The organism is Azospira sp. APE16 (assembly GCF_047901315.1).
GTDB classification, from domain to species: domain Bacteria; phylum Pseudomonadota; class Gammaproteobacteria; order Burkholderiales; family Rhodocyclaceae; genus Azospira; species Azospira oryzae.
On sequence record NZ_CP179682.1, the window covers coordinates 1,219,238 to 1,232,613 of the forward strand.

Sequence of the window (13,376 nt, forward strand, 5' to 3'; positions counted from 1 at the left end):
GATCGTCATGCCGTCTTTCGATTTTTCCTCTGAAGTGGACATGGTGGCGCTGAAGAACGCCGTCGATGCCACCGGCAAGAAGATCGTCGGCCGCCACGACTTCAAGGGCACCACCGCCAAGGTGGAGCTCAACGAGAAGGACAAGGTCATCACGGTCTACGGCGACTCCGACTTCCAGCTCGACCAGATCAAGACCATTCTCTTTCCCGAAATGGAAAAGAAGGAGCCGGACTGCGTCAAGCGCCTGGACCAGCAGGCCGTGCAGAAGGTCTCCGGCGACAAGGTGAAGCAGGACCTGAAGATCAAGATCGGCATCGAGAGCGAGCTGGCGAAGAAGATCGTCAAGCTGGTGAAGGACTCCAAGCTCAAGGTGCAGGCCGCCATCCAGGGCGACACGGTGCGCGTCACCGGCGCCAAGCGCGATGTGCTGCAGGAAACCATTGCCCTGGTGAAGAAGTCCATTACCGACTTCCCCATCAAGTACGGCAATTTCCGCGACTGAACCGGCGTTCTCCGCCTGCATGAAAAACGGCGCCCGCGGGCGCCGTTTTCTTTTGCCGTAGTCCTGTCAGCGGCGCAGGTTGGCGATCCAGGCCCCGTACAGACGGTCGGCCAGCTGCCGCATGGCGGGCAGGCGCCATTCGATTTCGGCCACCATCTGCTCGGGCGTCTGGCCGGCAGGATGCCGGGCGGCGGCCCGGGCTTCGTCCGCCCAGTCGCTGCTCCAGGTGGCGATCAGCTCCGGCGTCATTTCCACATGGCACTGCATGGCCAGGTGGGGCCCCAGGGCGAACATCTGGTTGGCGCAGAAATCGTTGGTGAGCAGGCGCACGGCCTGGGGCGGCAGGGAGAAGGTTTCGCCGTGCCACTGGAAAACGGTGACTTCGCCCCCCAGGCCGTTGAACCAGTGGCCGGGAATTTCACCCTCCTCGATGCGGGCCGTGCCCCAGCCGATTTCCTTGATTGGATTAGGCGTCACCTGGCCGCCCAGGGCTTTGGCCATGAGCTGGCCGCCGAGGCAGTGCCCAAGTACCGGGATGCCGGCAGCGACGGCGCTGCGGATCAGGGCACAGGTATGGTCGATCCACGGCAGGGGGTCGTTCACGCTCATGGGGCCACCCATGAAACAGAGGCCGGCATAGGCCTCCGGTGAGGCCGGCACGGGGGCGCCGGCGTCCACGGGGATCAGCTCCCAGGCGATGCCGTGGCCTTCCAGGAATGTGGCAAAATAGCCCGGACCTTCTGTCGGAGTATGGCGAAAAATGGCAACGGGACGCATGGCAGGGAAATGGGGCGGAAGGATGGCGACGGGGCATTCTAGTCTGGGCTGGCTGTCATGCCTATGTCTTTTGCTGGCATCGCCCCTGCAGGCTGTCGAAGTCGGCATTGCCGGCGTCTTCCCCAACAAGGCCCTGCTGGTCATCGACGGCGCCCCGCCCAAGGGCGTGGCCGTGGGCCAGAAGACGGAGCAGGGCGTGAAGCTGGTGGCGGTGGAGGACGGTGCCGCCATCATCGAGGTGGACGGCAAGCGGCGCACCCTGCGGGTGGGCCAGAGCGTCGTCTCCCAGCAATCTTCCGACCGCACCCCCACCCTGACCCTGTCTTCCGATGCCAGCGGCCATTTCTACGCCACCGGCAACATCAACGGCGGCACCATCCGCTTCCTGGTGGACACGGGTGCTACCATGGTTTCCATCGGCGCGTCCGATGCCCGCCGTCTGGGCCTCGACCTGCGCAATGCCCAGGTCGGTTATACCCAGACAGCCAATGGCACGGCGCGGGTGTATAAGGTACTTCTGTCCACCGTGCGCATCGGTGACGTCACCCTGACCGATGTGGATGGCCTGGTGCACGAGAGTGACATGCCCATCGCCCTGCTCGGCATGAGTTTTCTCAACCGCATGGAAATGCAGCGGGACGGGCAGCGCATGATTCTAAAAAAACGTTATTGATTCCCCCTGGAGGAACCCCCAATGCCCCAACGTGATCAGGAAATCGCCCTGCTGCGCGAAGAACTGGAACTGCTCATGGGCGAGCGTCACTTGCTGCTGCAGATCGTCGGTGCCGCCGCCAGCCTCATCGCCGGCCTGGACAGCAAGCGCCTGCCGGTCGGCGCCGTGGAGGCCGCCGATCTGGTGGCGACCCACATCAACCGCCTGCCGGAAGAAACCCTGCAGGACGCCCTGCAGGCCGTCAGTGCCGAGATCGAGGAAAGCGGTGCTGAAACCCATTGACGGTCCGGCCGGCGTGGTGGACCTGGAGCGCCTCCGTGCCAGCCTTTCCGCCGAACCCCTGGCGGCCCCGCCGATCCTGGAAGACGGCATCGGCAACGAAACCCTGACGCCGGCTGCCGTCCTCTTTCCCATTGTGCTGCGGGAGAGCCATCCCACGGTGCTGCTGACCCAGCGCACCTCCCACCTGCGTGACCATGGCGGCCAGGTCAGCTTTCCCGGCGGCCGGGTGGAGGAGGTGGACCAGTCCCCCATCCACACCGCCCTGCGGGAGACCGAGGAAGAGATCGGCATGTCCCCGGAGCTGGTGGAAGTGCTCGGCTACCTGCCGGAGTACCGTACCAGCACTGGCTTTCGCGTCACCCCGGTGGTGGGCCTGGTGCGCCCGCCCTTCACCCTGCGGCCCGACCCCTTCGAGGTGGCCGAAGTTTTCGAAGTACCCCTGGCCTTCCTCCTGGACCCGGCCAATCGCCAGCGCCACTCCCGGGAGTGGCGGGGGCGGCTGCGCCACTATTTCGCCATGCCCTATGGCGACTACTTCATCTGGGGCGCCACCGCCGGCATGATCGTCTCCCTGGCCGACCGTCTCGGCTACCCGGCGACACCGCTGTAGGATGCCCGCCGCTCCCGGCTGTCATCTGCAGGCCGGGGCGAAATGTGTTATCTTGGACCTTCTCCGACAGGGGCGCTGGCAAAGCATTTGGCGGTTGCGTGGTTTCCGCGCCGAGCCACCTGCCAGGCGGCTCCCTGCTTCCGATCAACATCGCGCCTCAAGTTCGGGATGAGCCTTTTTTCCCTGATCGCGGCCCTGTTCCTCGAACAGTTCCGGCCGCTACCCAATCGCCTTTTGCTGGAACCGGTGGGTCGCTATGCCGACTTCCTGGAGTCGCGCCTCAACGCCGGCGACTCGCGGCATGGCCTGATCGCCTGGCTGGCCGCCGTGCTGCCGCCCGTGCTGCTGGCGGCCGGCATCTATTACCTGCTCTGCGCCGTGACACCGTTGCTGGGGTGGGCCTGGAACGTCCTGGTGCTGTATCTGACCATGGGCTTCCGCCAGTTCAGCCACCATTTCACCGACATTCACCTGGCCCTGCGCATGGGCGACGTGCCCCGGGCCCGACAGCTTCTGGCCGAATGGCGGGGCCGTTCCGCCGAAGGGCTGTCGTCCAGCGAGGTGGCCCGCCTGGCCATCGAGGAGGCCCTGGCCGCTTCCCATCGCCATGTTTTTGCGGTGATCCTCTGTTTCGTCCTGCTTCCCGGTCCCTGCGGTGCGGTGCTGTACCGCCTCGCCGGCATTCTGGCCGAGCGCTGGGGCCAGCGGCAGGATGAAGAATTCGGTGACTTTGGCAAATTTTCGCAACAAATCTTTGCCATCATCGACTGGCTGCCCCTGCGGGCCACCGCTGCCGCCTTCGCCGTGGTCGGCGATTTCGAGGATGCGGTCTATTGCTGGCGCACCCAGGCCGGCCAGTGGGCCGACCACGAGTTGGGCATCGTGCTGTCCAGCGGTGCCGGTGCCCTCGGCGTGCGTCTCGGCCAGCCCCTGGTGGAAGGCGGCGAGGTCACCGACCGGGCCGAACTGGGGGTCGGCGAAGAAGCCGATGTGGATTTCATGCAGAGCACGGTGGGCCTGGTTTGGCGGGCCCTGGTGCTGTGGCTGTTGCTGTTGCTGTTGATCGGGCTCGCCACTTGGGTGGGTTGATAAGTCAGTTATAACAAGGAGATGCTCATGAGCAAGGAAATCGTAGTTCTGTCCGCCGTTCGTTCCGCTGTGGGTGGTTTTGGCGGTTCCCTGGCTGGCATGGAGCCCGCCGAGCTGGGTGGTCTGGTCGTCAAGGAAGCCATTGCCCGTGCCGGTGTGGACCCCAAGGCCGTGACCTTTGCCACCGTCGGCAACTGTATCCCCACCGAAACCCGCTACGCCTACGTCGCCCGCCTGGCCACCATCCAGGGCGGCATGTCCATGGATTCCGTGGCCTTCGCCGTGAACCGCCTGTGCGGTTCCGCCATGCAGGCCATCGTCTCCTCCGCCCAGGCCATCATGCTGGGTGACGCCGACTACGCCATCGGCGGCGGCGTCGAAGTCATGTCCCGCGGCGCTTACCTGCTGCCGGCCCTGCGCTCCGGCGCCCGCATGGGTGACACCAAGGCCATCGACGCCATGGTTTCCGTCCTCACCGACCCCTTCGGCGTCGGCCATATGGGCATCACTGCCGAAAACCTGGTGACCAAGTGGGGCCTGACCCGGGAAGAGCAGGACGCCTTCGCCCTGGAATCCCAGAACCGCGCCGCCAAGGCCATCGCCGAAGGCCGTTTCAAGAGCCAGATCGTGCCCATCACCTTCCAGACCAAGAAGGGCGACGTGGTCTTCGATACCGACGAGCACCCCCGCGCCACCACCATGGAGGCCCTGGCCAAGATGAAGGCCGCCTTCAAGAAGGACGGTTCCGTCACCGCCGGCAACGCTTCCGGCATCAATGACGCCGCTGCCTTCCTGGTGCTGGCCGATGCCGCCAAGGCCGCCGCTGCAGGTCACAAGCCCATCGCCCGCCTGGTGTCCTACGCCATCGCCGGCGTGCCCAACGAAATCATGGGCGAAGGTCCGATCCCGTCCTCCAAGCTGGCCCTGCAGAAGGCCGGCCTGACCCTGGACCAGATCGACCTGGTCGAGTCCAACGAAGCCTTTGCCGCCCAGTCCCTGGCTGTGGCCAAGGGCCTGGGCCTGGACCCCGCCAAGACCAACGTCAATGGCGGCGCCATTGCCCTGGGGCACCCGGTTGGTGCAACCGGCGGCGTCATTGTCACCAAGTTGTTGCATGAAATGCAGCGTACCGGTGCCCGTTACGGCATGGCCACCATGTGCATCGGCGGCGGCCAGGGCATCACCACCATCTACGAACGCATCTAAAACAACGGCTTAGGCTGAAAAGCCCGACGGGAGCCATCCCGTCGGGCTTTTTTTCGTCTACCGGGCACGATCTGTGATTCATGCTAAGGGCAAATGTAATGAAGTTGAGATAACATCGCGAGGCCATCCAAATGAGAGTGGCTCTCAGGGAGTATCAGGGAAACATGAAAAACAATCTTCCCGTCACACAAGTTGAAGTGCCCTTCATCAAGGGCAAGTACATCGTTTCGAAAACCGATCTGAAAGGGATCATCACCTACGCCAACGACACCTTCGTCGAGCTGAGCGGCTTCACCCGGGATGAACTGATCGGCAAGAACCACAATCTGGTGCGCCACCCGGACATGCCGCCGGCCGCCTTTGCCGACCTGTGGATCTCGGTGAAGGAAGGCCGCCCCTGGCGCGGCATCGTCAAGAACCGCTGCAAGAACGGCGACCATTACTGGGTCGATGCCCTGGTGGTGCCGGTGCGGCAGAAGGGTCAGACCATCGGCTACATGTCGGTGCGCACCGAGCCCTCCCGGGCCCAGGTGCAGTCTGCCGAGGCTCTTTACGCCAAGCTGGGCAAGGGGGGCGGCGCCATTCCCCGGCCGGGCGGCTGGCGCAAGGTCAGCCTGCGCAAGAAGATGGCCGGCCTCACCCTGTTCGTCATGGCGGCCCAGTTGCTGACCGGCATCGGCGTCTGGTTCGGCAGCGGCATCGGCTTTTCCGCCGACAGCATCGTCGCCCTGGTGCAGATACTGAGTCTCACCGGCCTGGTTGCCGGCGCGGTGCAGATCGGCCTGCAGCAGGGTATCTTCCGCGCCATCGATGCCACCAACAGCAGCCTGGACCGGGTGGCCCAGGGCGATCTGTCGGAAGACCTGTGGCACGACCGTCTGGACGAGGTGGGCAAGCTGCAGGATTCCCTGCTCACCACCCAGGCTCACCTCAAGGTCATGCTGGCGGAAATTGCCGAAGCGGCGAACCGGGTCAGCGGCAACACCACCCAGCTCAACCTGGAGATGTCCAGCGTCTCCTCCCAGTCCGAGTCCCAGTCCGACTCGGTGAGCCGCATCGCCGCCTCCATGGAGGAGATGAGCGCCACGGTGGAACAGGTCTCGGCCGATGCCCAGGAGACGGCCAGCGCCGTTGGCACCACCCGGGAGCGCATCGCCGGGGTGGAGCAGCGCATGATCCAGGGCCGGGAGGCCTCCCGGGCCGTGGTCTCGGCGGTGGATACCGCCTCCAACACCATGGCCACCCTGTTCCAGTCCCTCAACCGTATCGGGGTGGTGACCCAGGGCATCCAGGAGATCGCCGACCAGACCAACCTCATCGCCCTCAACGCCGCCATCGAGGCGGCCCGGGCCGGTGAGGCGGGGCGCGGTTTCGCCGTGGTGGCCGACGAGGTGCGCAAGCTGGCCGAGCGCACCCGCCTGCAGACCGCCGAAATCGCCGAAATGGTGACGGAGATCCAGAAGATCACCGAAAGCGCCGTCGGCAGCATCGAATCCGCCGGCGCCCAGGTGGGGCACAACGATGAGGCCATGGGCGAGACCGGGGTCAGCCTGGCCGAAGTGGTCCAGGACGGGCAGCACATCGACGAGATGGCGCGTCACATCGCCCAGGCCACGGTGCAGCAGTCCCAGGCCAGCCAGGACGTGGCCATGAGCGTCTCCGAGATCGCCGCCCTGATCGAGGAAAACGCCGCCGCCATCGGCGAGGCGGAGCGCAATGTGCAGCAGCTGCTGGCCACCGCCGGCGAACTGCGCAACCTCATCGCCTACTTCCAGTTCCAGCCCGGGCGCTAAGCCGGTCGACGAGGTACACAAAAAAAAAGCCCGGGGCCGAAGCTCCGGGCTTTTTTCATTGGGCGTTGCCGGCCTCAGGTCTGGAAGCGGTTCACCAGGCCCTTCAGGTTGTGGGCCACCCGTTCCAGGTCCTGGGCAGAGGTCATGGTGTTGTTCATGGTGGTGCTGGTTTCTTCCACCGTCTGAGCAATGGCTTCGACGCGCTGGGCGATGGAGGTGCTGGCGGCGCTCTGTTCGCGGATGGCATTGGCCACTTCCTGGATGTGCTCCAGGGTGCGCAGGGCGCCGGCCTCGATATTGGCCAGGGATTCGGCCGCCGCCTGGGCCAGGCTGACCCCCTGTTCCACCTGGGGCAGGGCGTCGTCCATGGACTGCACCGCATTGTTGGTCTCGCTCTGGATGCTGGCGATCATCTGCTCGATTTCGATGGTGGCGGAGGACGTCCGCTCCGCCAGTTTGCGCACCTCGTCGGCCACCACGGCGAAACCGCGGCCCGCCTCGCCGGCCCGGGCCGCCTCGATGGCGGCGTTGAGGGCCAGCAGATTGGTTTGCCCGGCGATGTCCTTGATCACGCCGGCAATGGAGGAAATCTGGTTGGCCTGCTGATCCAGGGTGCGGATGCGGGTGGAGCCTTCGGATACCGTGGCGGCGATGCGCTGCATGGCCTCGGCGGCCTGCTCTGCCCGTTCCCGGCCCTGTTTGGAGAGATCCACGGCTTTGTGGGAATCCCCCTGGGTCTCCTCGGCGCTGTCGGAAATGTGGCTGGAACTGACCGTCAGCTGTTCAATGGCGGCGGCCATGGAGGAGGTGGCATCGGCCTGGGCACCGGTGGTGTCGGCCAGCTGGCTGGAGGCGGAGCTGATCGCCTGGGAGTTGCTGGCCAGGGTTTCCGCGTCCTGGCGGATTTCGGTGAGCATCTGGCGCAGGGAGAGCACCATCTGGCTCAGGGCATGGAGCAGGCTGCCGGGCTGGGTCTGGCCGATGGCCGCATGCAGGTTGCCGCCGGCCACCTGCTGCATGATGGCCGTGGCGGCGGCAGGTTCGCCGCCGATCTGCTTGAGCACGCTGCGGGTCACCAGGTAGCAGATGCTGCCGATCAGGGCCAGCACCACCAGGGCCAGCAGGCCCTGGTAGATCAGGGTTTGCTGGAACTCCCGGTCCACTTCGTCGATATAGACGCCGGTGCCGATGATCCAGTCCCAGGCCGGGAATTTCTGGGCGTAGAGCACCTTGGGATACATGGTGGGATCGCCCGCCTTCTTGACGAACTGGGTGTCCATGTAGGTGGTGGCCTGGTTCTGCAGCAGGCTTGCCAGTTCCCGGATGATCAGCTTGCCGCTGCCGTCCTTCACCTGGTCGCCCATGGGCTTGCCTTCCCATTCCGGCTTCAGGGCATGCATGACGCTGATGCCGTCGGGGGTCCAGATGTAGAAATAGTCGCTCTTGCCGTCGGGGCCGTTGAAGCGGATCTGCCGCACGGCCGCCTTGGCGTGGGCCTGGGCCTCGTCGCGGCTGAGGTTGCCGGCGGCTTCCTGGCTTTGATAGTAGGCGACCACGTTGTAGGCGCCCTGGGTAATGGCGCGAATCTGGCCTTTTCTCTCATCCAGCATGAGGGAGCGGGTATTGAAGGCGGCGATGGCCGCCAGTGCCAGGACCCCCAGGAGCGCCACCAGCACCACCGCCAGGAGTCGGGTACGCAGGGAAAGTTGATCAAGCATGGGATTGTCCAAACTATATGAAACATGAAGTGCGCATTATATTTCCGCCACCAGCCATGCTGTGAAGGAAATCACACTTTTCTGCTTCAAATTGGTGCGCCCGCTTCTGCCCATGGTGCATGGTGGCACCGTTTTCTGGCGCCGCTTCCGCCAATTCCCCGGAAGTCCTTTAAGGATCAAGCGATTATGATCCTGGCACAACCCCTGCTATTTGATTGTCGCCCTTCCTCATGGCGCGACCATCATGAACAAGCCCAGCTTCTTCGACGAAATGAACGGTGCCGACGGCGCCGTCCGCTCCCACTACCAGACCTACCGGCGCTGGCTTTCCGAAACCCCTGACGAACGCATCGCCCGCAAGCGGGCCGAGGCCGACATCGCCTTCCGCCGCGTCGGCATCACCTTCGCCGTCTATGGCGAGGAGGCCGGCACCGAGCGGCTGATCCCCTTCGACATCATTCCCCGGGTCATCCCGGCAGATGAGTGGAAGGCCCTCAAGGCCGGCCTCAAGCAGCGGGTCAAGGCTCTCAACCTGTTCCTCCACGACATCTACCACGACCAGGAAATCCTCAAGGCTGGGCGTATTCCCCGGGAGCAGGTGGAGGGCAACGCCCAGTTCCGTCCCATCATGCGCGGGGTGGACGTGCCGGCCGGCATCTATGCCCACATCGCCGGCGTGGACCTGGTGCGGGCCGGGGCCGGCGAGTTCTACGTGCTGGAAGACAACCTGCGGGTCCCCTCCGGCGTCTCCTACATGCTGGAAGACCGCAAGATGATGATGCGGCTCTTCCCCGAGCTGTTCTCCAAGCACAAGGTGGCCCCGGTGGAGCATTACCCGGACCTACTGCTGGAGACCCTGCGGGCCTCCGCTCCCAACGGCGTCTCCGATCCCACCGTGGTGGTGCTGACCCCGGGGGCCTACAACAGCGCCTACTTCGAGCACACCTTCCTGGCCCAGCAGATGGGGGTGGAACTGGTGGAGGGGCGGGACCTTTTCGTCGATAACGACACGGTCTACATGCGCACCACCCAGGGCCCCCAGCGGGTGGACGTGATCTACCGCCGCATCGACGACGACTTCATCGACCCCCAGGTCTTCCGTGCCGATTCCATGCTCGGCGTGCCCGGCATCCTGCAGGCCTACCGGGCCGGCAAGGTGACCCTGGCCAATGCGGTGGGCACCGGGGTGGCCGACGACAAGTCCATCTACCCCTATGTGCCGGAGATGGTGCGCTTCTACCTGGGGGAGGAGCCTATCCTCAACAACGTGCCCACCTACATGTGCCGCAAGCCCGACGACCTGGCCTACACCCTGGCCCACCTGCCGGAACTGGTGGTGAAGGAAGTCCATGGCGCCGGCGGCTACGGCATGCTGGTGGGGCCGGCCTCCACCCAGGCCGAGATCGAGGACTTCCGCCGGCGTCTTGTCGCCAACCCGGAAAAGTACATCGCCCAGCCCACCCTGGCCCTCTCCACCTGCCCCACCTTCGTTGAATCGGGCGTGGCGCCACGCCACATCGACCTGCGCCCCTTCGTCCTCTCCGGCAAGGAAGTGACCATGGTCCCCGGTGGCCTCACCCGGGTGGCCCTGCAGGAAGGCTCCCTGGTGGTGAACTCCTCCCAGGGCGGCGGCACCAAGGACACCTGGGTGCTGGAATGAAAAGCTTTGCCACAGAGGGCACAGAGAACACAGAGAAAATGCGATTGCATGACCAAGCCAATTTTTCTAGGCAAGGCCTATCTGCTGCGAGCTTGTCCCTCTGTGTCCTCTGTGGCTAATAAATAAGGAGCCGCATATGCTCAGTCGTACCGCCGATCACCTCTACTGGATGGCCCGCTACATCGAGCGGGCCGAGAACCTGGCCCGCCTGCTGGACGTCACCTACCAGATGTCCCTGGTGCCCCAGTCGCCGGAAGCGGCGAACCAGAACTGGAACGCCATCATCGTCCTCAACAGCCTGGAAGAGCCCTTCGCCAAGGCCTACGGCGAGCCCAGTGCGGAAAACGTGCTGCGCTTCATGGTGCGGGACGAAAGCAACTTCTCCTCCATCTACAGCTGCCTGCGGGCGGCCCGGGAAAACGCCCACGCCGTGCGCGGCACCCTTACCACGGAAATGTGGGAGACCATCAACGCCGCCTGGATCGACCTGCGGGCCCAGAGCTTCGAGCAGATCATGGCCGGCGGCATCACCGAGTTCTTCGAATGGGTCAAGCTGCGCTCGGCCCTGACCCGGGGCGTCACCTTTGGCACCCTGCTGCAGGACGAGGCGGCCCACTTCATCCGCATGGGCGGCCTCCTGGAGCGGGCCGACAACACGGCCCGCATCCTGGACGTGAAATACCACTTCCTGCAGCCCAACGGTGAAGGGGAGGAGGGCGGCGTCACCGACTTCTACCAGTGGGGCGCCCTGCTGCGCTCCCTTTCCGCCTTCGAGGTGTACCGCAAGGTGTACCGGGACGTCATCACCCCGGCCCGGGTGGCGGAGCTGCTGATCCTGCGCATGGACATGCCCCGTTCCCTGCACCACTGCCTGGACAAGGTGAATCACCTGCTGGGCCTGGTGGGCAACCGCCAGTCCAGCGAGACCCTGCGCCGGGCCGGCCTGCTGCATTCGCGCCTGCACTACGGCCGCATCGACGACGTGCTGGAGGATGGCCTGCACGAGTACCTGACCGAGTTCATGGACGACATCTACGACCTGGGCAACCGCATCTCCCAGGACTTCCTGGTGCCGGCCTGAGGCGCACCAGTCGGGGAGGCGCCGGCGGCAGCTGCCGCCGGCCTTTTTTCACCATCATAAAAACAGCGACGACAACATGACTTACTGCGTGGCAATGCGGCTCGATGCCGGCCTGGTCTTCCTTTCCGATTCCCGCACCAACGCCGGGGTGGACCACATCAACACCTTCCGCAAGATGACCGTGTGGGAGCGCCCGGGGGAGCGCATGCTGGTGCTGATGACCTCGGGCAATCTCTCCATCAGCCAGTCCGTGGTCAATGTGCTGAACGAGCACCTGGCGGCCACTGACAAGCCCAATCTCTACAACGCCCCCAACCTGTTCGAGGCGGCGCGCCTGGTGGGCGACGCCCTGCGCGAAGTGCACCAGCGGGATGCTGCGGCCCTCAAGGAATTCGGCGTCGATTTCGCCGCCGCCTTCATCCTCGGCGGCCACATCCACGGCGAGGAGCCGCGCCTGTTCCAGATCTACGCCGCCGGCAACTTCATCGAGGCGACCCACGATACGCCCTATTTCCAGATCGGCGAATCCAAGTACGGCAAGCCCATCATCGACCGGGTGGTGAAAAAGGCCACCAGCCTGGAGGAGGCCTCCAAATGCGCCCTCATCTCCATGGATTCCACCATCCGCTCCAACCTCTCCGTGGGCCTGCCTCTGGACCTGCTGGTCTACGAGAGGGGGGACTTCAAGGTCACCCACCAGATCAAGATCGGCGCCGACGATCCCTACTTCAACCAGATTCGCACCCAATGGGGCGAACGCCTGCGCCAGGTCTTCGCCGAACTGCCCGACCCGGCCTGGGATTAAGGCCGGGAGCGGCTCGGCAGGCAACAAAAAAGGCGCCCGCGGGCGCCTTTTGCTTGGGCCGGGAAACGGCTCAGGGCTTGTTCACTTCCACCGCCGGATAGACGTAGGAGAACTTCTCGTTGCCCTTGAACAGTTCCAGGACGAAGGGCTGGGCCAGCTGGTAGAGGTCCAGGCGGGTGTAGTCCTGGCCCGGCACGGCGCCGCCGTTGAGCAGGGAGGTCTCGATGTTGTAGGCGATGGCGTAGAACTCGTCGGCCAGGTCCAGGGCGCCCATCAGGTCGGCGGCACCCAGCAGGCGCTGGGGCGCGGCGCTCTTGGTCGCCGGCTTGGCGGCAGCAACGGGCTTGGTGGCGGGCTTGGTGCTGGCGGCCGGCTTGGCGACGACCGGCTTCGCTGCCGGCTTGGCCACGGGCTTGGCGGCAACTTTGGCCACGGGTTTGGCTGCGGGCTTCGCTGCCGGTTTTACGGCGGCTTTGGCGACGGGCTTGCTGGCGGGCTTGGCGGCGGTGGCGGCTTTGACGGGGGCTTTGGTGGCCATGGCGGTTTTCCTGTTTATTTGCGGCCGAATTTTTCGGCCAGGGCGGTGAGCTTGGCGGCGCGCTGGGCTTCCGCCTTCTTGGCATCTTCTTCGGCCTTCTTGGCGGCGGCTTCGGCGCGGCGTTGTTCGGCCTGTTTCTTGAAGCGTTCCTTCAGCACTTCGGCGGCGTGCTGGCGGTGTTCCTCGGCCACCTCGCCGGCGGCGTTGCCCTGCAGGTCGTGGCGCTGGGTGGCCTTCTCCATGTTCTTCAGGTAGCGGACCGAGTTGGTGTGGCGGAACAGGCTCACCTTCAGCAGCTTGGGGTCGATTTCCGGATACAGGGCGGCCAGTTGCTGGTTGATGCCGATGGCCAGGGGCAGGTGGTCGCGGAAAACCTGGAATTTTTCGCTCAGTTCGGCGAGGAATTCGCGGGGCGTGCTGAAGGCGGGAGAGGTCATCTGGGTGTTGGGTTGAAATGCGGAAGGGTGGGAGGTTATCACGCAGGGAAAATGCTGCAACTGGGCTGTAACAGGGGGCTGGGGCTCCCGTTCCTGGTGCGCCCGGGGCGGGCGTGCTCCGGGATGGTGCGGATGATGGCTGGCGGCCGGCCCGGGGCCCAGTATCCATGCGCCTCTCCAGGGGGTGACCCGTCCTGGGGCATGG

The 13,376-nt window shown here is 64.9% G+C and carries 14 protein-coding genes; 10 read left to right on the forward strand and 4 right to left on the reverse strand.

The window, feature by feature from the left end; genetic code table 11:
* The first annotated feature begins 7 nt into the window (after positions 1-7).
* Positions 8-502, forward strand: coding sequence for a YajQ family cyclic di-GMP-binding protein (locus ACLSSQ_RS06035; RefSeq protein WP_130458877.1), 495 nt, complete (start codon positions 8-10; stop codon positions 500-502).
* A gap of 66 nt (positions 503-568) precedes the next feature.
* Here the strand turns inward: ACLSSQ_RS06035 and ACLSSQ_RS06040 are convergent, their stop codons facing one another.
* A complete protein-coding gene (locus ACLSSQ_RS06040) occupies positions 569-1,279 on the reverse strand; it encodes a type 1 glutamine amidotransferase (RefSeq protein WP_416244060.1) in 711 nt (236 codons plus the stop codon).
* 70 nt (positions 1,280-1,349) lie between these two features.
* On the opposite strand from ACLSSQ_RS06040, the gene ACLSSQ_RS06045 reads away from it, so the two are divergent.
* From ACLSSQ_RS06045 to ACLSSQ_RS06070, 6 genes are all read left to right on the forward strand, one after another.
* Complete coding sequence (locus ACLSSQ_RS06045) at positions 1,350-1,952, forward strand: retropepsin-like aspartic protease family protein (RefSeq protein ID WP_238526315.1); 603 nt, start codon at positions 1,350-1,352, stop codon at positions 1,950-1,952.
* A 21-nt stretch (positions 1,953-1,973) separates the two neighbouring features.
* A complete protein-coding gene (locus ACLSSQ_RS06050; RefSeq protein WP_014238254.1) occupies positions 1,974-2,234 on the forward strand; it encodes a hypothetical protein in 261 nt (86 codons plus the stop codon).
* Positions 2,218-2,844: a CoA pyrophosphatase gene (locus ACLSSQ_RS06055; RefSeq protein ID WP_014238253.1), complete on the forward strand. Its 627-nt coding sequence runs from the start codon at positions 2,218-2,220 to the stop codon at positions 2,842-2,844. Before ACLSSQ_RS06050 ends, ACLSSQ_RS06055 begins: the two co-directional genes overlap by 17 nt.
* Before the next feature lie 168 nt (positions 2,845-3,012).
* Positions 3,013-3,933, forward strand: coding sequence for a CobD/CbiB family protein (locus ACLSSQ_RS06060; RefSeq protein WP_014238252.1), 921 nt, complete (start codon positions 3,013-3,015; stop codon positions 3,931-3,933).
* A 27-nt stretch (positions 3,934-3,960) separates the two neighbouring features.
* Positions 3,961-5,139 carry an acetyl-CoA C-acyltransferase family protein gene (locus tag ACLSSQ_RS06065; RefSeq protein WP_014238251.1) on the forward strand — a complete coding sequence of 393 codons (1,179 nt, stop codon included), beginning with the start codon at positions 3,961-3,963 and terminating at the stop codon, positions 5,137-5,139.
* A gap of 164 nt (positions 5,140-5,303) precedes the next feature.
* On the forward strand, positions 5,304-6,932 hold the full coding sequence (locus ACLSSQ_RS06070; protein ID WP_014238250.1) for a methyl-accepting chemotaxis protein: 1,629 nt from the start codon (positions 5,304-5,306) through the stop codon (positions 6,930-6,932).
* Positions 6,933-7,006: 74 nt separating this feature from the next.
* Here the strand turns inward: ACLSSQ_RS06070 and ACLSSQ_RS06075 are convergent, their stop codons facing one another.
* Complete coding sequence (locus ACLSSQ_RS06075) at positions 7,007-8,650, reverse strand: methyl-accepting chemotaxis protein (RefSeq protein WP_014238249.1); 1,644 nt, start codon at positions 8,648-8,650, stop codon at positions 7,007-7,009.
* Between the two features lie 244 nt (positions 8,651-8,894).
* Between ACLSSQ_RS06075 and ACLSSQ_RS06080 the strand changes: the two genes are divergently transcribed.
* From ACLSSQ_RS06080 to ACLSSQ_RS06090, 3 genes are all read left to right on the forward strand, one after another.
* Complete coding sequence (locus ACLSSQ_RS06080) at positions 8,895-10,310, forward strand: circularly permuted type 2 ATP-grasp protein (RefSeq protein ID WP_172974662.1); 1,416 nt, start codon at positions 8,895-8,897, stop codon at positions 10,308-10,310.
* Positions 10,311-10,446: 136 nt separating this feature from the next.
* A complete protein-coding gene (locus tag ACLSSQ_RS06085; protein WP_014238247.1) occupies positions 10,447-11,391 on the forward strand; it encodes an alpha-E domain-containing protein in 945 nt (314 codons plus the stop codon).
* Between the two features lie 76 nt (positions 11,392-11,467).
* On the forward strand, positions 11,468-12,196 hold the full coding sequence (locus ACLSSQ_RS06090; RefSeq protein ID WP_130458871.1) for a proteasome-type protease: 729 nt from the start codon (positions 11,468-11,470) through the stop codon (positions 12,194-12,196).
* Between the two features lie 70 nt (positions 12,197-12,266).
* Here the strand turns inward: ACLSSQ_RS06090 and ACLSSQ_RS06095 are convergent, their stop codons facing one another.
* Both ACLSSQ_RS06095 and ACLSSQ_RS06100 read right to left on the reverse strand, forming a co-directional pair.
* The gene (locus ACLSSQ_RS06095) at positions 12,267-12,734 is read right to left on the reverse strand and encodes a hypothetical protein (RefSeq protein WP_416244061.1); all 468 of its coding nucleotides are present in this window, start codon (positions 12,732-12,734) and stop codon (positions 12,267-12,269) included.
* 14 nt (positions 12,735-12,748) lie between these two features.
* The gene (locus tag ACLSSQ_RS06100) at positions 12,749-13,171 is read right to left on the reverse strand and encodes a ProQ/FINO family protein (RefSeq protein ID WP_152088854.1); all 423 of its coding nucleotides are present in this window, start codon (positions 13,169-13,171) and stop codon (positions 12,749-12,751) included.
* Positions 13,172-13,376 lie beyond the last annotated feature (205 nt).